Here is a 26,031-nt window from a genome sequence, read left to right as displayed (position 1 = left end):
TCTTGCTTACTGGTGACTTTTTATAATTAGGAACAAAAAATGAGACTCAGAACGTCAAAATCTGTCCTGAATCTCACATTATAGATATGAAACCTAATCAAATTTTAGAAATCGCGGTATGAATCTAGTAAATCAACCATTTCTGTATCCGTTGGTACTAATTCAACATACCGTTCTAATTCATCAATTAATTGATCCCGTTGGCCACTTTGTTGGTAGTAATCAATTAGCTGCCGCAAAAAGGTCGGGTTATCTTGATAGGCTGGCAATGCGGTTTCAAATGCCTGTCCAGCTTGATCAAATTTTTCTAGTGCTAAATATGATTGTGCTAAATTCCATTCCACTTGGGGGTCAACTTCATGTTCTTCTTCAATTGGCTTTAATAAGTCAATATTATCCTGATAACGATGCTGCTGCAGCAAATAATTACTGTACTGTAAAGCAATCGTTAAATTATCAGGTGCCAATTGATGCGCTGTCGATAGATACTTTCCCATCAATGGATAGTCACCGAGATGACTAGCAATTTCCGCGGCCAGTGTATAAAGTTGTTCATTATACTGGTCAACTCCAAGCCCTTCTTGAGCTGCCTTTAAGGCCTTTTGATACTGATTCTCTTTTAAATAGGCACTCGCCAGCGCCGGATAGGCGGATGCATACTGATTATCGTAATCAATTAATTCTTGCAGAGTACTAATCGCTTCTTTGACCTTCCCCAAATGTAACTGAGTCATCCCAGTTTGAAAACGAATATCTGAAGTTTGGTAATGGGGATCGACCTGGTTTAAATAACCCAAGGCTTGATCAAACTTGCCACTTTGTGCGTATGACATTCCCAAACGCCCAGCAATGTCGACCTTAGCAAATTCTAGGTACCCTTGTTTAATTAGTGAAATATACAAAGGAATTGCCTGATCAAACTTACGAACCAGATAATAATATTCGCTCAAAGCAAACAAAACTGCAGGTTCTTGAGGAGCCAAGCGAAAAGCTTCGCGGAGTTTCTCTTCAGTGACTTCAAATTGTTCCTCAGTTTGATATAGATCCGCTGCCACAAGCAATGATTGAACATAAGCTGGTGACGATGGTGCAATCTGTGATAAGTATGCTAGTGCTTCATCATTATGACCACCATCGATTGCAATTTCAGCTAAGGAAGCTTTGATTTCATCTTCATCTGGATATTTATCAAGGAGCTTGAGATAGATCCGTTGGGCCTGGTGTAAAAAGCCTAAACCATATAATTGCTCTGCCAAATTAAACAAAGTATCATCGTCATCTTTTCGTAGTGCCCACGCAAAAGATTTTTTTGCTTCCTCCAGCTGACCACTATTTAACTGATCTAGCATTCTTTCTGAATAGCTCATTCGTTGCCTCCCGATAATTGTTGCGTTACATGAAAAACAAAGTAATAAAAAAAGGCTGAGTAATACTCAAGCCTCTTCTTGCGTCATTAAAGTAATTATTAATTACTTAACAGCGTCCTTTAAAGCCTTACCTGGTTTGAATGCAGGTACTTTGCTTGCAGGAATTTGGATTTCTTGACCAGTTTGTGGGTTACGACCCTTCCGGGCAGCACGTTGACGTACTTCGAAGTTACCAAAACCAATCAATTGAACCTTTTCACCCTTAGCTAAAGATGCTTGGATTGAACTAAATACTGCATCAACAGCAGCAGTAGCGTCTTTCTTGGTTAAGCCAGTTGCGCTAGCAACATTGCTTACTAATTCAGCTTTGTTTGCCATGTATTTTCACCTCCCACATTAGTGAGACCATCACGTCACACCAAGCGTTGTTAATTTTGAGTGGTCCAAAATTAACGAAATAATAACGCAACAACGTATCATTTCAAAATTAAGATTAGCATAGAGAAACCGCATTGGCAAGGCGTTTTGACGATAAAATCCGATTATGTTGCGATTATTTAATAAATTCGGTGATTTCCTTCCAGATTTTACTTCCGCGCTCGCTTTATCAAGTGAATTGGGGTTCCAGAAAAATCAAATGCCTCCCGAATCCGGTTTTCTAAATAGCGTTCATATGAAAAATGCATCAAATCTGGATCATTAACAAAAATAACAAACGTTGGTGGTTCCACCGCTACTTGAGTCCCATAATAAACCCGCAACCGTTTTCCATTGGTACTTGGGGTTGGATTGGCAGCAATCGCATCCATTAAGACATCATTTAAGGTTGATGATTTAATTCGCCGCCGGGCATGATCGTAAACTTCTTCAATAAGTTGAGGAATCTTAATCAACCGTTGCTTTGTAACAGCTGAAACAAAGATAATTGGGGCGTAGCTCAAGTACTGGAATTCATTTCGAATCAAAGTGGTGAAATCAGTCATCGTCCGATGATCACGATTCTTAATTAAATCCCACTTATTAACGACAATAATTACACCCTTACCAGCTTCATGAGCATATCCTGCAATGTGTTTATCTAAATCACGAATACCCTCATCAGCATTTAATACCACTAATACAACATCACTGTCATCAATAGCTTTCATTGAGCGCATTAATGCATAGCGCTCCGTATTTTCGTATAGTTTCCCCTTCTTTTTGATTCCTGCAGTGTCCACCATCGTAAACTTTCGATGATCCGCCACAAACTGGGTATTAATGGCATCACGAGTAGTCCCAGCGATATCTGAAACAATTACTCGCTGCTGTCCTAAAATTGCATTTACGAGGGAAGATTTTCCAACATTTGGCCGACCAATCAAACTAAACCGAATACTATCATCTTTTTGATTATCCGCAGTATCAGGGAAATTTTTGATAACTGCATCCAGCAAATCACCAAGTCCAATTCCATGAACACTAGAAACTGGATAAGGTTCGCCAAGACCCAATGAGTAAAAGTCGTAAATGTCACTCCGCCGTTCAGGGTTATCCACTTTATTAACGGCTAGCACTACTGGTTTATTTGACCGGTATAATAATTGGGCAACTTTTTCATCTGCGTCAGTAATCCCGTTTTGCACGTCAACTACTAAGACAATTACGTCCGCCTCATCAATTGCAATCTCTGCCTGCTCACGAATCTGAGTCGTAAGGGGTTGATCAGACATATCAATCCCTCCGGTGTCAATCAAATTAAAGTTTTTTCCGAGCCATTCGGCATGGGTATAAATCCGATCACGGGTAACCCCTGGAGTATCCTCAACAATTGAGATTCGTTCACCTGCAATTCGGTTAAACAGCGTTGATTTCCCCACATTCGGTCGGCCCACAATTGCAACAATCGGGTTTGCCATCATAATCCCTCCTTTATTGATTTGAAAAAAATAAGGCTGCGAAGAACCTACCTCTTCTCAGCCTTATTAATCTAAATGAAAAGCTTATTTACCAGCGTTCTTCAGTTCATCACCGATTAAATCACCAAGGGTAAAGCCGTTTTCTTCTTCTGGCGCATCTGCAGCGAAGTTGTTCCGCCGAGAGCGACGGTTGTTACGGTTATTACGCTTGTGGTTGTCATCACTATCAGCTGGCTTTTCTTCCAATGCTTTGATTGAAAGACCTAACCGTTGACGTTCTGGGTCAACATTGATGACCTTAACCTTAACCTCTTGACCAGGCTTCAAAACGTCAGCTGGCGTAGCAATGTGCTTGTGAGAGATTTGTGAAATGTGAACTAAACCTTCAACACCTGGGAAGACTTCAGCAAAAGCACCGAAGCTAGTTAAACGCTTAACTGTACCAGTTAAGACAGTGTCAACAGCAGCCTTTTCTTCAATATCATCCCATGGTCCAGGTAAGGTTTGCTTAATGGATAATGAAATCCGTTCACGTTCAGGATCTACGTTAAGAACCTTAACCTTCACGTCTTGACCAACTTCCAAAACATCAGAAGGCTTGTCAACGTGATCGTATGAAATTTCAGAAACGTGAACAAGACCATCTACACCACCAAGGTCGATGAAGGCACCGAAGTTTGTCATCCGTGCTACCTTACCTTCAACAACATCACCAGCAGCCAATTCAGAGAAGATCTTCTTGGCAGCTTCTTCGTGTTCCTTCTTCACAATTTCCTTGTGAGAAAGGATCAAACGATTTTCACTTGGTTCAATTTCGATAATCTTAAATTCAAGTTCTTGACCCTTGAATTGGTTCAAATCTTCAACATAATGATCAGTAATCATTGATGCTGGAACGAATCCACGAACACCAGCATCTACTACTAAACCACCCTTAACAGATTGGGTAACCTTAGCAGTAATTGTTTCACCGGCATCGAACTTCTTTTGAATATCGTCCCATACCTTCATGGCTTCTAAACGCCGATGTGAAAGTAAGTAACTGCCGTTTTCCTTGTCAGATCCGATCTTTGAAATAACTACTAAATCAAGAACATCTCCAACCTTAACAACGTCATTGATGTCTTCAACTGGCTTAGTAGTAAGTTGGTTTGCTGGAACCACCCCTTCTACACCAGCGTCTTCGATTCCAACGATTGCTTGACGATCGTCGTCGATTTGCAGTACTTTACCCTTAACAACATCTCCAACGTTAACTGTCTTGATGCTGTCGAGCGCTTCTAACATAGCGTTATTGTTTTCATTTTCAGCCATCTAAAAAAATCCTCCTTGCAACAATCAACTCTGGCTACTATTCTACTAGATTTCAACCGAATTTACCAGCATTAACTTTAATTGTTGCACTTTTTTTCAATTATTTTTGAAATTTTCGAAACCACTTGATCGATAGTCAGATGAGTACTGTCAATTTCAATGGCATCCTGAGCTTTGGTAAGCGGTGATACCTTTCTAGTCGAGTCTTTTTGGTCGCGCAGTTCAATTGCTTTTTGTAACTCTTCTAAAGTACTAGTTGCAATCCCCTTGGCCTGGTTCTCTTCAAAACGACGACGTGCTCTTTCATGCGCACTGGCCACTAGAAAAATTTTTACCGGTGCATTTGGCAAAACGGTTGTTCCAATATCACGACCATCCATCACGATTCCACCTTGAGTGGCAATTTTTCGTTGTTCTTTCACCATTTCACTTCGTACTTCAGGAATCGCTGCGACCGCGGAAACATTTTCCGCGACCTCGTTTGAACGTATTGCCTTGGTAACTTCATGACCATCGACAAACACCCGTTGTTCTTCAGCACCTGGTTCAAAACTAATCGTGATTTCTTGGGCCAATTTAATAATTGCCGCAACGTTATCTAGTGCAATATTCCTATCTAATGTGGCCCACGTCACTGACCGATACATTGCTCCAGTATCACAATAGATATAGCCAAACCGTTTTGCAACGAGCTTGGCTACGGTACTTTTACCAGCGGAAGCCGGTCCATCAATTGCCACTTGAAGTGCCTTTGTCATTCTTTTTTCGCTCCTTTTAATTACCTAACCCGCAGTCGTTGTCCTGGCTGTAAGGCCGTATTAGGTGAAATATTATTTAACCGCGCCAATTCACTAACCGTTAATCCATTGTTAGCTGCTACCCGGTAAATTCCCTGACCAGCTTGAACCGTAGCGTACTTATTATCACTGCTGCTCATACTAGAAGCAGATGAAGAATCACTACTAGTTACCGAACTGGCTGTCATTGATTGACGATCTACAGTTTTATCGCTGATAGAACTTGATTGTCGACGAGCTGTTTTGGCGTGATGGTCTTTTGAATGTGTTTTTCCTTTACTCTTACTCGCCACTTTTTTGGTATGTGATTGGGCGACCCGTTGCTCACGGACTGGATGATCAAAAGACTGTTCGTGCCGCACCCAGAAGAAAATTGGTGCAGCCGCTAAAATAATAATTAACACGACGAGAATTGTCGTAATTCGCGAATTTTGTGAATCCTTCTTCCGGCGTTTAACACGGGAAAGATTACCCTTTGAATCCGTTTCTTCATTATCTTCAAAGGTTTTATCCCACAATTTTTCATTTTCTGGCCGTTGGTCTTCACGTCTTTCACTCATGTACTAACCCTCCTTAAATTACATACATAAAATTGTAGCGCATTTCTATATTAACTGTCTACATATTAGTCTAGTTAATGGAATAACTGTTTAATTACCTGTTGCCAATCCTGCTGGCTAGCTTCTTCCTTTAATAATTCAACAGCGGGTAATCCCAAATTCTGGACTTGCCAATCTGGCTTGTCAATAGAACAACACATCTGAGGTTTCTTAACCATTTGCTCACCAAAATATTCAGTAATTATTTGCCGCAAACATTTGCCAGCATTAATGTAATTCATCATTATCTTTAATCGTTGTTTACTTAATCGGTTTTGTTCTCTCATAATCGTTTGAACATCATGAACGGAATAATGATGATTAAAATAAAATTCAAACAGCTCTTTTTGATCACCTAATGAATTTGAAGATAATTTACCATCATGAATTCGCTGTAAAACACTGTTACCTGGTAGTTCAATTTGTCCCAACACTTGCTGCAGATACTCGTCTCCTGGGCAATACAGTAACAGGGCTAACGCTGGTTGCCCGTCACGGCCAGCCCGACCAAATTCTTGAACATAACTTTCTAAACTCCCCGGTAAGTGATAGTGAATTACATAGCGTAAATCATTCTTGTTGATTCCCATACCAAAAGCACTAGTGGCACAGATAAGATCTAACTGATTATTCATAAATTGCTGTTGAATCTGAAAGCGTTCTAAATTATCTAGGCCTGCATGATAAACACCAACACGTAATCCACACTGTTTACTAATTAATTGACTAACTTGATTAGCAACTTTCTTGCTAGAAAAATAGACCACCCCGCTCGACCCGAGTTGATGAATGATTCTAATCAAATACCGCTGCTTATCTTGGTCATCCGTTAGTTGCTTGACCGCTAAAAAAATATTGGGCCGGTCAACAGACTGACGAATTATTTTAACCCCGTTTCGATTAAGACCGAGTTTTTCAATAATATCGTTTGCAACGGTAGCAGGAGCCGTGGCAGTCAATAGTAGCAGTCGTGGCGGTTGAACATCCGCGATCACATTCTTTAAAAGAAGATATTCTGGCCGAAAGTTAGGGCCCCACTGTGAAATACAGTGTGCCTCATCAACTACCATCATGCTTAACGCTACCTGACGCAAACGAGATAAAACAGCCGGCTTCACTAATGTTTCTGGCGAAGTAAAAAGAAACCGGTAATCATTTAACGATTGTAGAATTGCCCGTTGTTCTTGATAATCCAAACGAGAATTTAACATTGCAACTTTAAAATCACCCTGTTGGCGAATCCGGTCAACTTGATCCTGCATTAATGAAATTAACGGCGAAATTACGACAATCAGCCCTTTGGTAACGTAAGCTGGTAACTGGTAAAGCAAACTCTTTCCTGCACCAGTCGGAAGAATTGCCAATGTGGGAACGCCCTTTAGAGTACTTACTAAAGCTTCTTCTTGTCCAGGACGGAACGCTTTGAAATGGTACTTTGATAGTAAAATGTTATGTAAAGTTATTTCAGATTGCTCCATGACTTTGCTGTAACTCCTTAATTTGATACAGACGAAAAGAAAAAAAGTCTGCTGCCGAATCCGTAGTAACGGATTTAAAATGCCATTCTGCTACCGGTCCTAAATAATGATCACGTAACTGCTGCTCAACAGGCCACGGTAATAAGCGGTTCCAGTCAATCGCTTGGGGAACAATTATCGCCGCCTCTAATAAATGCTCCCGAACAGTACTAACTTTCAGATGACGACGTCGCGCAATTGTTTGAATTGTTACTCCTTCTTGAAAATCCTGCAAAGTTTGCCAAGCACTATTACTAATTGGAACTTGTGAGATTAAACTTTCCATCAATCGGTAAAGATTACATTGGGAATGCATCTTAAGATAGCTGGCAACCCCCAGCCAAACATCCCAATTTAGAATTTGAATTTCATCTGCAGAAAGTTTCAACGTCAACTGTGCCTGCTGATTAGTCCATCCTGTTGTCCGGTAGCCGATTAGACGATCAGCAAAAAATTCTGCTAGACGAATATCCTGCCGTGCTAACTTTTGACCGATCATTTGGAGTTCTATTTCCAGCTTATTTGTTATCTGAGGATTGGCTAGCCATCTCCGCACCATGACCATTTCAGTGGGCGAAATATTTAACGGCACATAATGACGATGTCGATGAACTAGCTCAGAGACTGCTTGAACCCCAAGTAAAAAGCGGTCAGCAAATTTCTGCTGGTTAATTAGCCATGACCATTGACTATTATGTGGTTGATACATTGACTGCAAATAGGACTGTTTCAGCTGCATTCCAGCATCGGTCAACCATGCATAATTGCCTTCAATCATGAGTGAGCCAGCTCGTTGTTGGCTACTCAACCACTGGTCAAATTCCTGGCGTGAAAGATGCGTATTACTTCCCGACCAGTTCAGCAGCTGATAGTTTAAACCCCAAAACAAGTTAGCCTGGGTCCTTTTATTCCGCACGATATTTTCAATTACGCGAAACCGTCGCGGCTGGTCCGTAAACATTGTCAACAAATATTGATCCATTCTTTCACCGTCCTCAACAAAAAAAGAGGCCGCTAAAATTGGGCCTCTTCTTTCGTAAATTTCATCACTGGGTTTGTGATTGAAGCCAGGTCCGTAAATGAATTAAGACAAGGCTAAAGATAATCCCAACCGCAATCCCTTTAATTAAGTTAAATGGTAATACTCCAATTAACATCATCTTATCAATTGGCAGCGTTGGATGCCAGTTAAACATCTTCATATATGCTGGGGTCAAAACATAATAATTAAAAATGGTCATTACAATGGTCATCACAATTGTCGCTAATCCAGTCCCAGCCAATAACAGATTTTTCAAGGACCACTTAGACCGGTGCCAGATAATATTAAATGGGATAATTAATGCAATCGACGTGCATAAATTAGCAAACAACCCCAGCATTTCAACAGGTGAAAAGCCCCGAGTTAAACCGTGTAGTAAGCATTTTAATAATGCGATTAAAATTCCCGTCCATGGTCCATAAATAAAGGCCCCTAACAATACCGGAACATCCGAAAAATCCAATTTAAGATACGAAACCACTGGGATAATTGGAAACTCAATAAACATGAGTAAAAAAGCAACTGCTGCCAAACAAGCAGTCATAGTGAAGCGCTTGGTACGTGAATATGTTTTGTACATAAAAATCAACCTCCATTATTTGAGGTCATCTTCGAGTAATTGTGATAAAAAATGGGAACAAAGATTATTTGTCCCCACTTACCCCATCAAAATGATGAGGCGAATCTTCTATCTACCAGACTTTACTGTCGGCACCCAGAATTACACTGGATTCCACCGTTTTCACGGGTTGCGGGCTATACCGCCGGTCGGGAATTGCACCCTGCCTTGAAGACAAACCACTATTAAATTTTGTACCAACCACATTATAACCAATCTTTTGACTGACGTATAGGGTTAGTTCAGATTTTTCAATTGCTTTACTTCATTCGGTTTTAATTCACGCCATTGACCGCCACTAGCTAAACCATATAAATTCAGTGGGCCATAACTTTCCCGATGCAATTTAATGACAGGGTGACCAACGGCTTTCAGCATTCGTTTAACTTGATGATAATGGCCTTCATGAATCGTTAAACGAACCCGCGAAGACTGCCGGTTATCAGCAACTTCTAATAGCTTGCTTTTTGCTTCCCGTGTCTTACGTCCGTCTACGATCACACCCTGCCGCAGCTTCTGTAAATCATGGTTGCTAAGGACCCCCTTCACCTTTGCAATATAGGTCTTCTCCACTTCGAATTTAGGATGCATTAATTTATTTGCTAACGCTCCATCATTCGTCAGCAACAAGATTCCAGTCGTATCGTAATCAAGTCGTCCAACTGGATAAACCCGTTCTTCAACATCGTCATCCTTTAAAATATCAACTACCGTTCGTCGTCCTTTATCATCATGGGCAGTTGAAACCACACCACGCGGTTTATTTAATAAATAGTATTTAAGTGGTTCGCGCTTAATTGGTACGCCATCAACTGTGACTTGGTCGCCCTTGGTAACTTTCGTCCCCAGTTCAGTAACTACTTGGCCATTCACCGCCACGTGACCAGCTGCAATTAATTTTTCTGAGGCACGACGGGATGCCACTCCCGCCTCGGCCATAACTTTTTGCAGACGTTCCATAAATTTACTTTCCTTTCTTTTCTGCTTTTTTCTGTCGTGATTGAAGAGCACGCAGAAAAATATCGCTATCCATATCTTCTAAAGACATTTGCTCGGTTAACGGCGGTAAATCTTTGATCGTTTGCAAACCAAAATAATCCAAAAAGGCATCCGTCGTAACATATTTAAAGGGCCGACCCGGAACATCTAACCGACCATGAGTCTCGATTAAACCACGGGCAACTAGTTTTTGAATCGATCCTGAGCTTTGCACACCACGCAAATCATCGATCTCAATCCGCGTAATTGGTTGCCGATAAGCAATAATTGCTAGTACTTCTAATAGTGCCTGGGTTAGTGGCGAAGTCAATGGTTTTTCAAAGTATGCTTTCATGACCGGCGCTAATGCAGCCTTAGTGGCTAATCGATAGGTTTCCCCACTTTGGAGAAGCGTGAGCGCACAAGTGCCATCCTCTGCGTAATGTTTTTGTAGTTTCTCAAGCATTCCCAAAACTGCCGGTTTCATAAAGCCCGTAATACTACTCAAGTCGCCGAGACTAATTCCTTCATCGCCGCTAATAAAAAGCAGTCCTTCAATTTTAGCTAGATTGTTCATTTCGATATTCCTCATTTCTCGGTCCCGGGATGACAATCATAGGGCCAAACATCGTTGTCTGGCTAATCTTGACTACCTCGTGACGGGTTAATTCCAGCACGGCCATAAAAGTAGTAACCAAATTATCCCGACTCACATCATCCTGGAAAAGATCAACAAAGCGGACCGGCTTAGTTACCTGTTGAACAACAGCTTGAATCCGTTCAGCAACAGTAATCCGTTCTGGTCGCACATTTTTAATTTCCGGTTCTTTAAAATTATACCGAGCTAATATTTTGGCAAATGCAGCTTGGAGTTGATCAATCGTGACTCCGGGAGCAACTTGTTCTTGCACAAAGCCGTCTGGAACCCCCGCTGCTTCACGTGTATATTCCATCTGGCGCTGTTCCTCTTTGCCTTTCAGATTTTCCGCTGCTTTTTTATACCGTTGGTATTCCAGCAGCTGCTCAACTAATTCTGCTCGGGGATCTTCTTCTGGTTCGGGATTATCTTCTTCATCATCTGGGGCTGATGGAAGTAACATTTGGCTCTTAATCGCCATCAAAGTCGCTGCCATGACAAAATAATCACCAGCAATTTCGAGGCGGTACCGTTGGTTTTCAGCAAGGTATTTCATATACTGATCAGTAATTTCAGCAATCTTGATATCATAAATATCCATTTTGGATTGTCGAATCAAGTGAAGGAGTAGATCTAATGGTCCCTCAAATTCATTTAACTTTAGGGTGGGCTGGTATGGTAAATTTGCTAATTCTGCTTTCGCCATTCGATCAGTTCAATCCTCCTCATCCTTTACCGTACTGATTACTACGTTGCCAATTAGTGACTAATGATTGGGTCTTAAGCGTCCCCACCACTTGTTTTTCCGGAGCTTGGTTTGCAATCGCCGTTAGAAATAGGTACATATTTCGCCCTGAACGTTCACTGGGCGTAAACGACATGCGCCGTAATAAAATGTAGTCATCGCCATCCTCAACAATGGCAACTCCACTGAATTGATCAATATTAGTATTTTTCCATAAAACAATTTGCCGTGGCCGTTCATTTCCCCAACTAATTTCATCATCTAAACGATCATACTCACGCCGATCAGGAATAAACGAAAGAAGGCCCATCACAATCTTTTCATAATCTTTTCGATAATTTACTAGCATTGTTATCTTCCCTTCTATGCACGCGGATGGGTATTTTTGTAAACCGTTAAAAGTCGTTTCTGAGAAACATGCGTATAAATTTGGGTTGTCGTAATATCACTATGACCAAGGAGCTCCTGAACTACCCGTAAGTCAGCGCCATTTTCTAATAAATGTGTAGCAAAACTATGGCGCATGGTGTGGGGCGTAACATCTTTATCAATCTGAGCTGCTTGGGCGGTTTTCTTTATTAATTGCCAAATGGCTTGGCGCGTTAATTGTTTTGCCCGTGCATTTAAAAATACGAAGTCACTAGCTGGCTTATTCAATAACTGGAGCGCTCTAACCGATTGTAAATAGCGATTAAGCCAACTTTCAGCTACTTCACCGATCGGGATAATCCGTTCCTTATCGCCTTTCCCACGAGGTTGAACCAGATGAACATCCAAATGGAGGTCATTCAAACGTAGATTGGTTAATTCGCTAACCCGCATTCCAGTAGCGTACATCACTTCTAAAATGGCTCGATCCCGAATTCCCATTTTTTTACTGGTATCAGGAACTGCCAACATTCGTCGTACTTCATCCTGAGTTAAAACCGTTGGTAAATGCCGCTGCCCTTTTGGAACTGTTACAAGTGCCATCGGATCATTCATCACCCGATGTTGCCGTAATAGATATTGATAGAATTGACGCAAACTAGAAACTTGGCGGCCAATTGTTGTCCGACTTTGTCCTAAATTAGTTAAGTGCGCCAATAAATTTAACACCGCATATCGATCAATATCATCCCATGATGGTAAATTTTGACTAGTAAAATACTCCGCTGCCTTTTTCAAATCATTCTGATAGCTTTGAATTGTATTGTTGCTCAATCCTCGTTCTACTAAAAGAAATTGGCTAAAATCTTGCATATCTTGCTGCATTTGTTGATTAATCATCAAAAGCAACTTCCTTTAACAGAATAAGCTGACCATTTACCTGACTAACTAAGCGTTCCTTCAACAAGTGACCAATCGCCCGTTTAAATTGTCCTTTACTCATGCCAAAAACTTCCTTAATAATGGCCGGTGAGCTTTTATCCGTATACGGTAACTGCTTATTTGGTGCATGTTTTAATAATTCATATATTTGGGTGGCATCATCGTCAATGGCTTCAAAAGCTCGGGGCTTCAAAGATAAATTCAAGCTACCATGACTAGATAGACCAATCACTCGTGCATGAACCCGTTCTCCTAGACGGGGTTCACGATCCCGTTCTGAAGGATGAATGAACCCGAGTTGAAAATTGTCCGTTAACACTAACGTACCAGATAATTTCAGGCGGTAAACAGTGGCGTTGACATTCCAATTTAACATTTTTTTAGATGGCTTGACCGCCATTGTTTGGAAAATTTGCTCATCGGCTAGCTGTCCCCAGATCCGATCATGGTCATCAACCCGTAACGAAATCAGCAAACGATCGCCTTTTTGGGGCCAAAGATTCTTGAGTGTCGGTAAATCATCTAAAGAAACCGCGATATCTTTATTGGGCAGTCCAATGTTCACAAAAACCCCTAAATCACGCCGAACACTCACAACTTCGCCAAAGTCATAGTGGTCCACCTGTACGGTTGGAATGTGCTGACACGTCATCTGTAATTGGTGGTCTTCATTTTCATATACAAACCCCTGCACTGAACCACCAATATGTAATACTTGTGGTGACTCATCCTTTGGTAAACGATAAGTTTGACCATTCCGTGCCGGCTGGACAAAATAATATTGATCATTTTCATCAATCATTACTGCACTAACAACTTTTCCCAAGTCTTGGTTCATCTTTTGTTCCTCACTTTTTGCTCAGCATCATAACCATTCTATTTTACATGGATTTTATGTAAAGTAAAAGAGGCTGGAACTAATTCCAACCTCTTTTAGGATTAACTAAGAACATTACTTAACAGTTTGGATCCGCATCATGTTAGTGGTTCCCTTTTTACCAACTGGTAAACCGGCAATTACGATAATTTGATCCCCTTCGTTAGCAAAGCCTAACTTCTTAACTTCATCATTAGCTAACTTAAACATTTCATCAGTATTAGCTGGCTTTTCAACAACGTATGGTTGAACACCCCAGTTAATCATCAGACCCTTTTGAGTCCGTTCATCAAATGTCAAAGCCACAATATCAGCATTTGGACGGTACTTTGAAATCATCCGCGCAGTGTAACCAGAAGCAGTAGCCGCAACAATCGTCTTGATACCAAGATCACGCGCCGCGTTAGAAACTGCTGAACCGATCGTTTCAGTAACGTCTGACTTATCGAAGTTGAACGTTTCAGTACCGAATTGATCAAGGTTATTTTCAGCCTTAACGTCAATCCGAGCCATTGTAGCAACAGATTCAACTGGGTAGTCACCATTAGCACTTTCACCAGAAAGCATCGTGGCGTCCGTTCCATCAAAGACGGCATTAGCAACGTCAGAAACTTCAGCACGAGTTGGCCGTGGATTTTCTTGCATGGAATCCAACATCTGGGTAGCAGTAATAACTGGCTTACCTAAAACGTTGCAACGACGAATCATCCGCTTTTGAACCAACGGAACATTTTCAGCTGGAATTTCAACCCCCATGTCACCACGAGGAACCATCAAACCATCAGCAACTGCAATGATTTCTTCGAAGTTGTCGATTCCTTCTTGTGATTCAATCTTTGGGAAGATTTGGACATCTTCCATATCCTTTTCCTTTAAAAGTTCCCGAATATCAAGAACGTCTTGAGCCTTCCGAACAAAGGAAGCAGAAATGTAGTTAATGCCATTTTCCAAGCCAAAACGAATATCACTGGAGTCCTTTTCAGTAATTCCTGGTAAATTAATGGAAACTCCAGGAGCGTTTACACCCTTCCGGGAGCCAAGAACACCGTGGTTAAGAACCTTACATACTAATTCCTTATTAGCTTCGTCCTTCTTTTCAACGACCATGTCAATCAAACCATCGTCAAACAGAACGTGTCCACCTTCATGAACGTCATCATAAAGTCCTTCGTAAGTAACCGCGATCTTATCGTGAGTACCTTCGATACTGTCATCCATTGAGATCCGAACTTCATCACCGATGTTGTATTCGATCTTACCGTCCTTTTGAACGGTCGTCCGAATTTCAGCACCCTTGGTATCGAGCATAATCCCAACCTTTTTACCAGTGATTTCTTCAGCCTTGTGGACGTTGTTCAAACGACCAAGGTGTTCAGGATGATCACCATGTGAAAAGTTAAAACGGAAAATGTTTGCACCCGCGTTAATTAACTTAACGATTGTATCTACGTCCGTACTTGCCGGACCCAAGGTACTAACAATCTTGGTTTTCTTCATAACAGAATTCTCTCCTTTTGCAATACCACCTCAATCAATCTTGATTTAGCAGCTTTGATAGTACAGTGCTATAATAACACGTTTTAATTTGAGTGTCTGTAAAATTACATTAATTTTCTCGTGAAAATCATCATTTTCCAGACACTTTTATGATGGCGCTTACTTGTCAAACGTTTGTAGAACAACGTTGTTACTGCCAAACACCTTGTCCAATATATCACGAACTTCATCTTGCTGACCGACCCACTGCTGCTGAGGTAATGTTGTTGCTTGTTGAGCGGCCACATTATAAATTACCACCGGCGTATTGCCATGTAGATTCTTAGTCATATCAAGCATCTTTGGTAGCAGTTCTTTAACTGATGAATTTTCACTGATTCGAACGACCCATCGTTGATGGCTAACCTGACGGTGATTCTTCAATAGTTTTTCGACAGGAATAATTTGATTTGCAATAACCTGTAACCGCTCATTGCGCTGCTCAACTGATCCCTCAATCATTACAATTGTGTTCGGCTTCAAAGCATCCACAAACCGCTGGTACTGACGAGGGAAAATGGTAATATCCATACTACCGGTTTCATCAGAAGCAGATGCAAACGCCATTGGTTGATGCGTCTTTTTGGTATTAATTTGACGAATTTGGTTGAGCAAGACTAAGAGTTTTACTGAAGATCCTGGTTTGAGATCCATAATCCGCTGCATATGCTGTTGCTGACGGACTCGCTGGTACTGTGTCACTGGATGGCCGGATAAATACATTCCCAAATATTCCTGCTCCTTTTGCAGACGATAAGTTAAGGAGTACTCCTGACGACGCTTCATAATTGGCTGTAAATCCGCGCTCTGAAAACTAAATTCATTTCCCGCAAAGACTCCAGCCAATCCTTCAATCATTTCCGCCCGATTGTAGCCAAGCTGATCAAAAGCGCCGGCATAAATTAGCGGTTCAATCAATGCAGCTTTTTGCCATTTTTCGCCCATTCGCTGTACAAAATCTGGTAGATTTTTAAACTGTCCCGCTTTGCGCTCTTCAATAATTGCTTGGGTAAAATCACGACGCATTCCTTTAATCATCGAAAATCCCATCACAATTTGCCCATTTTGCAGTGAGTATTCCGTTTGGCTCTGATTAATATTGGGGCCGATAATACTAACTCCAAATCGTTTAGCATCCGCCAAGTGAAGACGAACTTTATCCATGTTGGGTTCGATTGCTAACAGTGCCGTAAAAAAAGCCGTTGTGAAGTGACATTTTAAGTATGCCATCTCATACGCCATTTTAGAATATGCAACCGCGTGTGACCGGTTAAAACCATAGTTAGCAAACTGATCAATATAGTTAAAAACTTGCTCTGCGATGGACTGGTGATAACCATTCTTAACCGCTCCACTAATAAATCGTTGCCGCATACTTTCCATTGTTGCTTGCTTTTTCTTACTCATTGCTCGGCGCAGTAAATCGGCCTGGCCGAGTGAAAAGCCGGCCATTTGTGAGGCTACCTGCATTACCTGTTCCTGATAAACTAAGATCCCATAGGTCGGACCTAAAATAAGCTGTAAGCTTTGATCTGGTAATTGGATTGGTTCCTGACCGTGTTTTCGGGCAATAAAATGCGGAATATTTTGCATTGGTCCCGGTCGATACAGCGCATTCACCGCAACTATATCTTCAAAATTATCTGGAGCTAATTGCTGGAGTGTTTGACGAATCCCAGTCGATTCAAACTGAAAAATACCGTCCGTTAACCCTTGCCTAAATAATTGGATGGTTTTATGATCATTCAACGGTACTTTGGTAATATCAAAGTCTGGCATCGTCTGGTGAATAATTGCTAACGCCCGATCCATGATGGAAAGGTTACGCAATCCCAAAAAGTCCATCTTTAACAGACCAACTGATTCCACGGTTTCTTTTGGAAACTGGGTCATCAGCAAACCCGCTTCATCATTCCCTGGTTGCAAAGGAACGATCTTTTTTAAAGGTGTTGCAGATAGCACCACTCCTGCCGCATGGGTAGAATAGTGCCTTGGTAACCCTTCTAGTTTTTGAGCTACTTCAATCACTAATTTATTAATTGGGTCATCCGTCATCAAGTTGCGCAGTGGTTGCGACTGCTGAATTGCCTCTGCCAAGGTAATTGATCGATGGCGACTAAGCACCCGCAAAGTATCAATGATCTGCTCAACCTGGTATTTAGGCACACCAAACACCCGGCCAACATCACGAACGACCTGACGCGCCGCTAACGTCCCAAAAGTAATGATTTGTGCCACCCGTTCATGACCATACCGTTGATGAACGTATTCAAGAACCTCCTGCCGCCGATTATCTGGAATATCTAAATCAATATCTGGCATTTGTGCACGTTTCGGGTTTAGAAAACGTTCAAATAGTAAGCCATATTCAAGTGGATCCACATCAGTAATGGCTAACGCATAGGCAACTAGCGAACCGGCTGCAGAACCCCGGCCAGGACCAGTAGTAATTTGTTTACGGTGAGCAAACGCGATGATATCCCAAACAATTAAAAAGTAATCATCAAAACCCATCTGATGAATAACTGTCAACTCGCGCTCCAATCGATCCCGATATTGTTTAATCGTGGTGTTTGGCGCCAAGTGACGTTTTTGTAGACCGCTGATGCATAGTTGACGGAGATATTGCGCTGTACTCATCCCTTCTGGAACCGCAAATTTGGGTAAAACTGGCTTCTGAAAATTAATTTTAAATGAACTCTTTTGTACTAACGCTTCATTGTTTTCTACGGCTTCAGCTAAGCCAGATCGTTCATAGGCAATGGTCAGATCTTGAGCATTTCTTAAATAATGCTGACCAGTATTATGGGCGGTATTTAATGGTGACTCGATTTGTCGACCGTCGCCAATTGCTCTCAACACTTGGGTTGGGAAATATTGATTAGCCTCTAAATATTCAACAGGTTCATCCGCAATTAGCTTCAGACCATTTTGCAAGCTGAGATCTTTTAAAACTTGCCGTTCGGTTGGATCTAGCACTAGATTAATCCCCATAAAGATATCTCCTGGTTGATTTCCAAACCAAGATAATAATTTTTGAATGGTCGGATCCCGATGAGCAGTTAAAATCGCCATTGTCGGTTTTATAATAATTGCACAATTATCAATTTGCTTCACAAGATTCTGAACCGTCATCCCGGCTTTTGACGTCATTTTCTGGGTGGATAATTGCATTAACTCCGTATAACCCTGCTGATTTTTTGCAATAACGGTGACAGTTATTTTTCGTTCATCCAATTCTGCAAATGTCAGCTGTAATTTCAAACCAATAATTGGGCGGATACCAGCCTGTTGAGCAGCATTATAAAAATCTACCGCACCATACAAAACATTCTCGTCAGTTAAAGCAATTGCTGAATAACCCCGTTGACGAGCAGCTTTCACCAAATCACGTGGTCGAATTGTGCTTTGCAATAATGAATATGTACTTGTGACGTCTAATGGCGTTACTGACATTTTTCTCACCCATCCTTCTCGTTCAAATTATACCAAATCTGGGTTCATGTGTTCCGAAGATTTTAATTGCGTTCGCGATCAATTGTGAATTATGCTAAAATAAGCTTGTGATTTTAAAGGGGTGATAATAAATGAAAAAACTTATGGGTAGCATCATGGCAATTATTTGGGGTGGTATTTTAGGAATGCTCCTCGGCTATATCGGTAGCCAATTGGAAGCCACTTCCATTAACTTTTTACATGCTGCAATCACAGGCGCAGTTTTTGCAGTGATTGCAACTAATTGTGTTTACGCGATTACCACCAAGGCCAACCCCGCACGACAAAAGTAATCAAATTATTTGAACTCAAAAAGTTCGCGAAACGTTTATATCTCGTTTCGCGAACTTTTTTCTTTTATCAACTAGTTATTTATTATTAACAACGTTTAACTTGTTCATCTCAAGTAAGACGTCAATTACCCGATCCATAGTTTGAGCTGAAACGTATTCAAACCGACTATGCATGTTTTCCCCACCAGCAAAGAGGTTTGGCGTTGGCAATCCTTTGTAAGAAATGGTTGAACCATCAGTACCACCCCGGACAGGATAGATGTCAGGCTTGATGTCTAAGTTTTCCATTACCTGCTTGGCCAAATCGACAACTTCCATATGATCCTTGAGTGCATCACGGAGGTTGTAGTATTGATCATTCATCGTTACCTTTATCCGGTCTTCACCTAGTTGGGCATTAATATCATCGGCAGCTGCTTGAAGCGCGTGCTTGCGTTCATTAAAGATATCCTTATCATGGTCACGAATCAGGTATTCCATCTGGGCACTGTCAACCGTACCACTAAACTTGTAAAGGTGGAAGAACCCTTCCCGACCTTCAGTCCGTTCTGCGCGGTCATGGTCAGGAAGACTATTATGAAGATCAATTCCCAATTGGAGAGCATTAATCATTGTTCCCTTGGCAACCCCAGTGTGAACATTCTTACCCGAAATATCAATTACCGCATGGGCTGCATTGAACGTTTCATATTCCAATTCGCCAAGTGGTCCACCATCAACCGTATATGCAAAATCCGCACCAAATTCATCTGGTTCAAAGTGTTCAGCCCCAATGCCAATTTCTTCATCAGTTCCCAAACCAATTTGAATTGTACCGTGCTTAATTTCAGGATGCTGAAGTAGATATTCGCAGAAAGTGATGACTTCAGCAACACCAGACTTATCGTCAGCTCCTAACAGAGTTGAACCATCAGTAGTAATTAATGTATCACCTTGGTACTTCTTTAATGATGGGAATTCCTTTTGAGTCAAAACATATTTTCCATCCGCATCTAATTGAATGTCAGACTTGCCATCATAATCTTCAACCACTTGGGGATTAACATTATGCGCATTGAAATCTGCCGTATCAACGTGTGCAATCAACCCCATTGCTGGCACATCATAATCTAAATTACTTGGTAAGGTTGCTAACAAGTACGTATTAGCCTTATTAAAGCGAACATTGGATAAACCAATTTGCTTTAATTCCTTTTCCAAATCCTTAAGAAAGGCCATTTCTTTGGGATCAGAAGGCAGTGTATCACTATTCGGATTAGAACGTGTCTCAACCTTAACGTACTTTAAAAAACGTGGTAATAGATTTTCATACTTTAAACTTGCCATTTGTTTAACACCTCATTTTTTCGTTACGAACTCGAACGGCTCTGTGTTTATTCTAGACTGAATTACTTCCACTGACCAGTTCTTTTTTTGTTTCCATTGATTTAGGAGGTTACTTAACCCTTTAATCGCCACTGCTTCAATGTGGTGCCCTGGATCAACAACGACCAACCCCGCCGCTTTCATATCATGTGCAACATGGTAGCTAACGTCACCTGTAACGTATGCATCTGCTCCCTTGGCAATTGCCTCATGATAAAATTCTGAACCAGCACCACCTAAAACAGCAACCCGCTTAATTTGCCGTGGATCATCAGCGGGAGCAATCAACCGTAAACCAGGAATTGAAAAGACCTTCAGACAGTACTCAGCAAATTGGGCAACTGACATTGCTGCAGACAACTCGCCAATTCTCCCCATTCCCCGAGGCATTCCAGTGATCGGATGAATATCTTTATCAACCAGTGGTACTGCATTTTGAAGTCGCAATTGATCGGCCAGCCAGTCATTCATGCCACCATTCACACTATCTAAATTCGTATGCGCCGCATAGACCGTGATCCCGCTATTTAAAATCTTTGCGTACATCGCATTTTGGGGATTACGAATATCTAGATCCTTGGCCGGATGAAACATGACCGGATGGTGAGCAAAAATAAAATCTGCTTGCCTTTCAATTGCTTCATCGACTACTTCCGGCCGAACATCCAAAGTTGTCATAATTCGTTGAACAGGTTTATCAGGATCACCAATCTGTAATCCGACATGATCCCAAGATTCCGCCAATTCTGGTGGGCAAAACCGTTCAAATTGGTTGATTATCTCAGTTCCCGTCACCATGATTTAACACCTCTTTGATTAAATCTATCTTTTGCTGCATTCGCTGCAATCGCTCCACAGGAACGGTCGTCGCTTGGTGCATTTGATTCACCGCATTTTGGCACCGTTTAAGTTCTTGTTGCCATTTGGTAATAAAAATTGACGTTGGCTTTTCTAAAAGAAGCGGACCGAAAAGTAACTCTTTGGCTCCATATCGCACTGGGCACACAGTGGGCTCAGCCACAATCACTTCATAAACGTGTCCATCTTCCGCCAACATTTGCTCAGCTATAATTTGGTACTGATGATTCATTAACCATTTCCGAACCTGATGTTCACCCACATTAGGTTGTAAAATCAAACGCTGCACTCCAGCAAGCTGTGCTTGTCCTTCGTCTAAAATACGGGCAATTAAGGAACCACCCATCCCCGCAATTGTCACTACGTTAATTTGGTCATCATGTTGAACGGCCGCCATGCCGTCCGCTAGCCGGGGAATTAATTGCTTTTGAAACCCTAATCGCTGAATTTCTTTTAGCTCATTTTCAAACGGCCCTTTTGCGACCTCTCCTGCAACCGCATAGCGAATCCGGTTTTGAATTAATAATGCCGCTGGCAAATATGCATGATCAGAACCAATATCTGCCAGGCGAGCTCCGTCAGGAACGTACTGGGCTACCGTCGCAAGTCGTTTAGAAAGATGGTTTTCATCCACCTTGATCATCCCTTCTTCAATCAAATTCTTTTCAAATTTATTATAACAAAAAAGACTGGGGTCCTTCCCAGCCTCTTTGTTTTCTATTCCAAATTATCAAGGTAGGATTCGATGTAGTCCATCGCCTTTGCTAACTTCTCATCAGAAGCAGCATATGAAATCCGAATATATCCTTCACCACCGGCACCGAAGGCACTTCCTGGAATTACCCCAACTTTTGCCTTCTTGGCAAGATCTAAAGCAAAATTGAAATCATCATTGCCAAATTGTGCCGGAATTTTGGCAAAGACATAGAATGCTCCTTCAGGTGTAGCAATGTCGAAGCCCATCTTTTCCATCCGACTAACCACATAGTCACGGCGCTTCTTATATTCCGCCCGAAAAGCATCTGGGTCTTGACGACCATTATTCAAAGCCTCAATGGCTGCATCCTGGGCAATGTCGTTAACACAAGTTACCAAGAAGCCATGGATCTTGTAGATTTGACTAATTAGAGCTGATGGTCCCGCAATGTAGCCAAGCCGCCAGCCAGTCATTGCATGGGACTTGGATAATCCAGAAACCAAGAGCGTTTGTTCTGGATAAATCATTGCCAAAGAGAAATGCTCCTGATCATAAGTTAATTCACTGTACATTTCATCAGCCACAATTAAAACATTATGATCATGCAGGATCTTACCAAGCTTTCTGAGCAAGTCTTCTGGGTAAGCACGACCAGTTGGATTACATGGGTAGTTTAAGATAATCATCTTAACGTCGCCGTGTTGATCAAGTTCACTTTGTAACTTTTCTGGAGTCAGCACAAAATCGTCCGCAGACGTATCAACTTGGATACATTCTGCTCCGGTTAAAGTAATAATTGGGAAGTAGAGTGAAAAAACTGGTGTTGGTACCAGAACTTTATCGCCAGGGTTAAGGAGGCTAAAAGTAATCGCCGTCAATGCTTCAGTACCACCATTTGTAATCAGCACTTCATCCTCTGGATTGTAATCAACATTTCGTGTGTCCTTTAGGTAGTTAGCCACTGCTTTCCGTAATTCTAACTTACCAGCAGCAGGCCCATAGTGAGAATCATTGGCTTGAATTCCACGAATTGCCGCCTGCTTCACGTGTTCAGGAACGTTAAAATCTGGTTCCCCAAGGGTTAATTTAACCAATCCCGGAATGGATGAAATCTGCATATCAAAATCCCGGATGGCAGAAGGACGAATTTCCTTAACATCCTTGTTAACATAGTTTTCCATACTCTTTGCAAGTTCTGGCATAATCCATCATGCTCCTTTTTTAAACAATGTTTTCTAATCCAACGACTAATTCATCAAGGGTGTCGACCTTTTGAAGGGCAACTTTTACCCCGCTCATAAAGGAACTCCGGTCAAAGGAGTCTTGGCGAATCGTAAGGGCTTCCCCTTTACCACCAAATAAGACTTGTTCATGAGCAACGTATCCAGGTAAACGAACAGAATGAATCTTGATTCCTTGATAATCGCCACCCCGAACATCCGCGAGTGTTTCGATCGTATCTGGTGCGGTTTGGTGTGGTTCACGATTTTCAGCAATTAATTTAGCGGTACTAAGGGCCGTTCCTGAAGGAGCATCCTTTTTATCTTCGTGATGCATTTCAATGATTTCCACATCAGGGAAGTATTTAGCTGCCTCTTTAGCAAACTTCATTAATAACACTGCTGACATCCCAAAGTTAGGGGCGATTAAACCACCTAATCCATTCTGCTGAGCTAACTTTTTCAAATCAGCTTCTTGGTCATCCGTTAGTCCTGTAGTACCAACAACTGGACGCATCCCATGGCTTAACGCATACTTAACATCAGGAAAAACTGCGGCTGGTGCAGTAAAATCTAACCAAATATCAGCCACATCTTCATCAATTGCATCTAATGATCCATATAATTTGGTATCAGTAGCCACATTGTACTTTGCTTGATCGCCATCTTTAATTCCCAGGCCGAGTCCGGCAGCAACTTCAAACCCATCGAGATCATTAATCATTTTGGTGGCATATTGTCCCATTGCCCCGTTAATTCCTGCAACTAATACTCGTTTCATTCTACATTTCCCCCAAATCTAATGGTAAATCGCCGTTTAAGGCATCAACCGGCAAATCTAGTGCTGCAGCTAATTGTGATTTTTCATCATCATTTAAAGTCATAATTGGTAAACGGCATCCGCCCACTTTAAATCCTTGGGCATTTAACAATGCCTTAACCGGTGATGGTGATGGGAACATAAATAGTGCGGCCATCTTTGGGGTCAACCACCGTTGTAATTTAGCAGCGGTTTGGTAGTCACCCTTATACAAATGATCATACATTGATCGCATCTGAGGAGCATAGCTGTGTGATGCTACAGAAATAACCCCGTTAGCACCCAGAACCCGCGCCGTCAGTGCCTGAGCATCTTCTCCAGAGAAGACACAGAAATCATTCGCTTTATGATCAATCACATATTCCATTTCTTCCAATGAAGCACATTGCTTAACCCCAGCAATGTTTTTATGTTGCGACAACTCACAAATGGTTTCCTGACTCATTTTCGAGCCAGTCCGTCCCGGAATATTATAGATAATAATTGGTAAGTTCACATTATCCGCAACGGTCGTAAAGTGAGCAATCATTCCCCGCTGATTTGGCTTATTATATGGTGGAACCACTACTAATGCATAGTCAATTCCATCAATTTTAGCCACTTCATTTGTAAAGGCAATTGTCTCTTTAGTGTTGTTACTTCCCGTCCCTGCGATTACGGGCACCCGACCATTAACAATTTGACCAAATTTTGTATATAACGCGATTTTTTCATCATGAGTCAATTCTGGCGTTTCACCAGTTGTGCCTCCAACTACAAAACCATTACTTCCTTGATTGATTAATGAATTAGTCAATTTTTCAAGCATTGCAAAGTCAATTTCATTATGATCATTAAATGGTGTAATAATCGCCGTCAGTAAATCTGCGTCTGCTAATTTCATTATTGTTCCTCCTTAGCATTCATCCGGTAGTCAAGAAAACCGGTAATTGCATCCACGCCGCGCTGGATGGCAGCTTCGTTTGGCGTTAAAGTTGCCGAGTGGAGTTGTGAATCATCATCAACCCCGAGCCAAAACATCGTTCCGGGAAACTTCGCTAATAAGTAGCCAAAATCCTCTCCCGTCATGGCCGGCTTCGTTTCAATAAAGTTAACCGTTGGCGTATCATGCATATACTTAATAAAGCGTTTTGTTAATTCAGGGTTGTTTTCAACTGGCCAATAGCCACCTTGATTCAAGCCCAGCTTTACCTTTACACCAAAGCTGGCTTGAATACCGTTACAAACTTCTTGTAATCGTCGATCAATTAAAAGGATCATGTCCTGGGTTAATCCACGAATGGTTCCCTCAATTCGGGCATGGCCAGCAATTACATTTCGAATGGTCCCCGCTTCAATCTTCCCCAGTGTAATCACTCCGCTATCAATCGGATCAATGCTTCGTGAAATAATGGTTTGCACTTGAACAATTAGATTAGCTGCAGCAACAACTGCATCCTTGGCATCCTGTGGGAAAGCGGCATGGCCACCCTTTCCTTCAATATCAATGTTAACTTCGGTGGTTCCAGCAAACAACGTCCCCATCCGACAACCAATCGCACCAGCAGGGAGCTCTGGATTATCATGCAGTCCATAAAACTCATCTGGACACCATTTGCCTTCAAACAATCCTAATTCATAGGCTCGCTTACCACCCGCTTCACTTTCTTCAGCAGGTTGGAAAAAGAACAGGAGATTATCCACTGGTTGATGCTCACTAAAGTAGCTTAGGCCGCCAAGAGCAACTGTCATATGGATGTCATGTCCACAGGCATGCATTACTCCCGGATGAGTTGATTGGTATGGGAGTCCGGTTTGTTCAGTGACGGGAAGAGCGTCAATGTCCGTTCGGTAACCAATCGTCCGACGTGGATTCTTTCCATGGACGAGTACCATGATGGCGGTCGGTAATTCATCAAATTCACGAACTTCTAAATATTGCTGATTCATTTCACTAATGATCTGCATTAGATAGGCGTGCGTTTCCGTTTCTTGAAGCGCTAGTTCTGGAATTTGGTGTAAATGGCGACGAATTTTAATTAATTGATCTTCATTTAATTGTGTCAT

At 41.7% G+C, this 26,031-nt stretch carries 25 protein-coding genes and 1 riboswitch; of the genes, 1 reads left to right on the top strand and 24 read right to left on the bottom strand.

The genetic code is table 11. The annotated features are described in order from the left end of the window. Positions 1-104 precede the first annotated feature (104 nt). The 17 genes from AC1EKL_RS00360 to dnaE all read right to left on the bottom strand — a co-directional run bounded on the left by AC1EKL_RS00360 (position 105) and on the right by dnaE (position 18,693). On the bottom strand, positions 105-1,367 hold the full coding sequence (locus AC1EKL_RS00360) for a tetratricopeptide repeat protein (protein WP_480188984.1): 1,263 nt from the start codon (positions 1,365-1,367) through the stop codon (positions 105-107). 102 nt (positions 1,368-1,469) lie between these two features. After that, a complete protein-coding gene (locus tag AC1EKL_RS00355) occupies positions 1,470-1,745 on the bottom strand; it encodes an HU family DNA-binding protein (RefSeq protein ID WP_006915942.1) in 276 nt (91 codons plus the stop codon). 209 nt (positions 1,746-1,954) lie between these two features. Continuing rightward, the gene (gene der / locus AC1EKL_RS00350; protein WP_480189100.1) at positions 1,955-3,265 is read right to left on the bottom strand and encodes a ribosome biogenesis GTPase Der; all 1,311 of its coding nucleotides are present in this window, start codon (positions 3,263-3,265) and stop codon (positions 1,955-1,957) included. Between the two features lie 84 nt (positions 3,266-3,349). After that, positions 3,350-4,579: a 30S ribosomal protein S1 gene (rpsA, locus tag AC1EKL_RS00345; protein WP_480190160.1), complete on the bottom strand. Its 1,230-nt coding sequence runs from the start codon at positions 4,577-4,579 to the stop codon at positions 3,350-3,352. A 77-nt stretch (positions 4,580-4,656) separates the two neighbouring features. Then, positions 4,657-5,337, bottom strand: a complete 681-nt coding sequence (cmk, locus tag AC1EKL_RS00340; protein ID WP_480188982.1) for a (d)CMP kinase — start codon at positions 5,335-5,337, stop codon at positions 4,657-4,659. A gap of 20 nt (positions 5,338-5,357) precedes the next feature. Continuing rightward, positions 5,358-5,936: an SAG1386/EF1546 family surface-associated protein gene (locus AC1EKL_RS00335; RefSeq protein WP_480188981.1), complete on the bottom strand. Its 579-nt coding sequence runs from the start codon at positions 5,934-5,936 to the stop codon at positions 5,358-5,360. A 74-nt stretch (positions 5,937-6,010) separates the two neighbouring features. Next, positions 6,011-7,453, bottom strand: a complete 1,443-nt coding sequence (locus AC1EKL_RS00330) for a RecQ family ATP-dependent DNA helicase (protein ID WP_480188980.1) — start codon at positions 7,451-7,453, stop codon at positions 6,011-6,013. Further along, entirely contained in the window at positions 7,440-8,474 is a 1,035-nt protein-coding gene (locus tag AC1EKL_RS00325; protein ID WP_480188979.1) for a helix-turn-helix domain-containing protein, read from the bottom strand. The genes AC1EKL_RS00330 and AC1EKL_RS00325 overlap by 14 nt, the downstream gene beginning before the upstream one ends. A 64-nt stretch (positions 8,475-8,538) precedes the next feature. Beyond that, the gene (locus tag AC1EKL_RS00320; protein WP_480188978.1) at positions 8,539-9,114 is read right to left on the bottom strand and encodes an ECF transporter S component; all 576 of its coding nucleotides are present in this window, start codon (positions 9,112-9,114) and stop codon (positions 8,539-8,541) included. Between the two features lie 99 nt (positions 9,115-9,213). Beyond that, a riboswitch (FMN riboswitch) is annotated at positions 9,214-9,333 on the bottom strand. Positions 9,334-9,390: 57 nt separating this feature from the next. After that, positions 9,391-10,113 carry a pseudouridine synthase gene (locus tag AC1EKL_RS00315; protein WP_480188977.1) on the bottom strand — a complete coding sequence of 241 codons (723 nt, stop codon included), beginning with the start codon at positions 10,111-10,113 and terminating at the stop codon, positions 9,391-9,393. A 4-nt stretch (positions 10,114-10,117) separates the two neighbouring features. After that, positions 10,118-10,723, bottom strand: coding sequence for an SMC-Scp complex subunit ScpB (gene scpB / locus AC1EKL_RS00310; protein ID WP_480188976.1), 606 nt, complete (start codon positions 10,721-10,723; stop codon positions 10,118-10,120). Further along, a complete protein-coding gene (locus AC1EKL_RS00305; protein WP_480188975.1) occupies positions 10,692-11,474 on the bottom strand; it encodes a segregation and condensation protein A in 783 nt (260 codons plus the stop codon). Before AC1EKL_RS00305 ends, scpB begins: the two co-directional genes overlap by 32 nt. A 19-nt stretch (positions 11,475-11,493) precedes the next feature. Next, the gene (locus tag AC1EKL_RS00300) at positions 11,494-11,862 is read right to left on the bottom strand and encodes a reductase (protein WP_480188974.1); all 369 of its coding nucleotides are present in this window, start codon (positions 11,860-11,862) and stop codon (positions 11,494-11,496) included. 14 nt (positions 11,863-11,876) lie between these two features. After that, positions 11,877-12,767 carry a site-specific tyrosine recombinase XerD gene (gene xerD, locus AC1EKL_RS00295; RefSeq protein ID WP_480189099.1) on the bottom strand — a complete coding sequence of 297 codons (891 nt, stop codon included), beginning with the start codon at positions 12,765-12,767 and terminating at the stop codon, positions 11,877-11,879. Positions 12,768-12,774: 7 nt separating this feature from the next. Further along, positions 12,775-13,662, bottom strand: a complete 888-nt coding sequence (locus tag AC1EKL_RS00290) for a CvfB family protein (protein ID WP_480188973.1) — start codon at positions 13,660-13,662, stop codon at positions 12,775-12,777. A 114-nt stretch (positions 13,663-13,776) separates the two neighbouring features. Then, the gene (gene pyk, locus AC1EKL_RS00285) at positions 13,777-15,198 is read right to left on the bottom strand and encodes a pyruvate kinase (RefSeq protein WP_006915928.1); all 1,422 of its coding nucleotides are present in this window, start codon (positions 15,196-15,198) and stop codon (positions 13,777-13,779) included. Positions 15,199-15,357: 159 nt separating this feature from the next. After that, positions 15,358-18,693, bottom strand: a complete 3,336-nt coding sequence (dnaE, locus tag AC1EKL_RS00280) for a DNA polymerase III subunit alpha (protein ID WP_480190159.1) — start codon at positions 18,691-18,693, stop codon at positions 15,358-15,360. Positions 18,694-18,824: 131 nt separating this feature from the next. Between dnaE and AC1EKL_RS00275 the strand changes: the two genes are divergently transcribed. After that, on the top strand, positions 18,825-19,025 hold the full coding sequence (locus tag AC1EKL_RS00275; protein WP_006915926.1) for a DUF2929 family protein: 201 nt from the start codon (positions 18,825-18,827) through the stop codon (positions 19,023-19,025). A 75-nt stretch (positions 19,026-19,100) separates the two neighbouring features. On the opposite strand, the gene pepT is transcribed toward AC1EKL_RS00275, so the two are convergent. From pepT to AC1EKL_RS00240, 7 genes are all read right to left on the bottom strand, one after another. Beyond that, positions 19,101-20,351 carry a peptidase T gene (gene pepT / locus AC1EKL_RS00270; protein WP_480188971.1) on the bottom strand — a complete coding sequence of 417 codons (1,251 nt, stop codon included), beginning with the start codon at positions 20,349-20,351 and terminating at the stop codon, positions 19,101-19,103. A gap of 12 nt (positions 20,352-20,363) precedes the next feature. After that, entirely contained in the window at positions 20,364-21,188 is an 825-nt protein-coding gene (locus AC1EKL_RS00265; RefSeq protein WP_480189776.1) for a Nif3-like dinuclear metal center hexameric protein, read from the bottom strand. Then, positions 21,172-21,882, bottom strand: coding sequence for a tRNA (adenine(22)-N(1))-methyltransferase (locus tag AC1EKL_RS00260; RefSeq protein WP_480188970.1), 711 nt, complete (start codon positions 21,880-21,882; stop codon positions 21,172-21,174). Before AC1EKL_RS00260 ends, AC1EKL_RS00265 begins: the two co-directional genes overlap by 17 nt. 83 nt (positions 21,883-21,965) lie before the next feature. Further along, complete coding sequence (locus tag AC1EKL_RS00255; protein WP_480188969.1) at positions 21,966-23,147, bottom strand: aminotransferase class I/II-fold pyridoxal phosphate-dependent enzyme; 1,182 nt, start codon at positions 23,145-23,147, stop codon at positions 21,966-21,968. Between the two features lie 19 nt (positions 23,148-23,166). Next, a complete protein-coding gene (gene dapB, locus AC1EKL_RS00250) occupies positions 23,167-23,946 on the bottom strand; it encodes a 4-hydroxy-tetrahydrodipicolinate reductase (protein WP_480188968.1) in 780 nt (259 codons plus the stop codon). A gap of 1 nt (position 23,947) precedes the next feature. Next, positions 23,948-24,868 carry a 4-hydroxy-tetrahydrodipicolinate synthase gene (dapA, locus tag AC1EKL_RS00245; RefSeq protein ID WP_480188967.1) on the bottom strand — a complete coding sequence of 307 codons (921 nt, stop codon included), beginning with the start codon at positions 24,866-24,868 and terminating at the stop codon, positions 23,948-23,950. Then, a complete protein-coding gene (locus AC1EKL_RS00240; protein WP_480188966.1) occupies positions 24,868-26,031 on the bottom strand; it encodes an N-acetyldiaminopimelate deacetylase in 1,164 nt (387 codons plus the stop codon). Before AC1EKL_RS00240 ends, dapA begins: the two co-directional genes overlap by 1 nt.

The organism is Limosilactobacillus sp. C0001E2, from assembly GCF_056590915.1.
The sequence above is the reverse complement of the archived record's forward strand: the minus strand, read 5'-3'. Positions and strand labels throughout refer to the sequence as shown.

Bases quoted from the DNA above. Each gene is read 5' to 3' on its own strand.
- AC1EKL_RS00315 (WP_480188977.1), bottom strand. From the start codon at position 10,113: ATGGAACGTCTGCAAAAAGTTATGGCCGAGGCGGGAGTGGCATCCCGT.
- AC1EKL_RS00320 (WP_480188978.1), bottom strand. From the start codon at position 9,114: ATGTACAAAACATATTCACGTACCAAGCGCTTCACTATGACTGCTTGT.
- AC1EKL_RS00325 (WP_480188979.1), bottom strand. From the start codon at position 8,474: ATGGATCAATATTTGTTGACAATGTTTACGGACCAGCCGCGACGGTTT.
- xerD (WP_480189099.1), bottom strand. From the start codon at position 12,767: ATGCAGCAAGATATGCAAGATTTTAGCCAATTTCTTTTAGTAGAACGA.
- rpsA (WP_480190160.1), bottom strand. From the start codon at position 4,579: ATGGCTGAAAATGAAAACAATAACGCTATGTTAGAAGCGCTCGACAGC.
- dapA (WP_480188967.1), bottom strand. From the start codon at position 24,868: ATGAAATTAGCAGACGCAGATTTACTGACGGCGATTATTACACCATTT.
- AC1EKL_RS00265 (WP_480189776.1), bottom strand. From the start codon at position 21,188: ATGGTGACGGGAACTGAGATAATCAACCAATTTGAACGGTTTTGCCCA.
- dnaE (WP_480190159.1), bottom strand. From the start codon at position 18,693: ATGTCAGTAACGCCATTAGACGTCACAAGTACATATTCATTATTGCAA.
- pepT (WP_480188971.1), bottom strand. From the start codon at position 20,351: ATGGCAAGTTTAAAGTATGAAAATCTATTACCACGTTTTTTAAAGTAC.
- pyk (WP_006915928.1), bottom strand. From the start codon at position 15,198: ATGAAGAAAACCAAGATTGTTAGTACCTTGGGTCCGGCAAGTACGGAC.
- AC1EKL_RS00240 (WP_480188966.1), bottom strand. From the start codon at position 26,031: ATGACACAATTAAATGAAGATCAATTAATTAAAATTCGTCGCCATTTA.
- cmk (WP_480188982.1), bottom strand. From the start codon at position 5,337: ATGACAAAGGCACTTCAAGTGGCAATTGATGGACCGGCTTCCGCTGGT.
- AC1EKL_RS00290 (WP_480188973.1), bottom strand. From the start codon at position 13,662: ATGAACCAAGACTTGGGAAAAGTTGTTAGTGCAGTAATGATTGATGAA.
- AC1EKL_RS00335 (WP_480188981.1), bottom strand. From the start codon at position 5,936: ATGAGTGAAAGACGTGAAGACCAACGGCCAGAAAATGAAAAATTGTGG.
- der (WP_480189100.1), bottom strand. From the start codon at position 3,265: ATGGCAAACCCGATTGTTGCAATTGTGGGCCGACCGAATGTGGGGAAA.
- scpB (WP_480188976.1), bottom strand. From the start codon at position 10,723: ATGAGGAATATCGAAATGAACAATCTAGCTAAAATTGAAGGACTGCTT.
- AC1EKL_RS00300 (WP_480188974.1), bottom strand. From the start codon at position 11,862: ATGCTAGTAAATTATCGAAAAGATTATGAAAAGATTGTGATGGGCCTT.
- dapB (WP_480188968.1), bottom strand. From the start codon at position 23,946: ATGAAACGAGTATTAGTTGCAGGAATTAACGGGGCAATGGGACAATAT.
- AC1EKL_RS00330 (WP_480188980.1), bottom strand. From the start codon at position 7,453: ATGGAGCAATCTGAAATAACTTTACATAACATTTTACTATCAAAGTAC.
- AC1EKL_RS00360 (WP_480188984.1), bottom strand. From the start codon at position 1,367: ATGAGCTATTCAGAAAGAATGCTAGATCAGTTAAATAGTGGTCAGCTG.
- AC1EKL_RS00305 (WP_480188975.1), bottom strand. From the start codon at position 11,474: ATGGCGAAAGCAGAATTAGCAAATTTACCATACCAGCCCACCCTAAAG.
- AC1EKL_RS00255 (WP_480188969.1), bottom strand. From the start codon at position 23,147: ATGCCAGAACTTGCAAAGAGTATGGAAAACTATGTTAACAAGGATGTT.
- AC1EKL_RS00275 (WP_006915926.1), top strand. From the start codon at position 18,825: ATGAAAAAACTTATGGGTAGCATCATGGCAATTATTTGGGGTGGTATT.
- AC1EKL_RS00355 (WP_006915942.1), bottom strand. From the start codon at position 1,745: ATGGCAAACAAAGCTGAATTAGTAAGCAATGTTGCTAGCGCAACTGGC.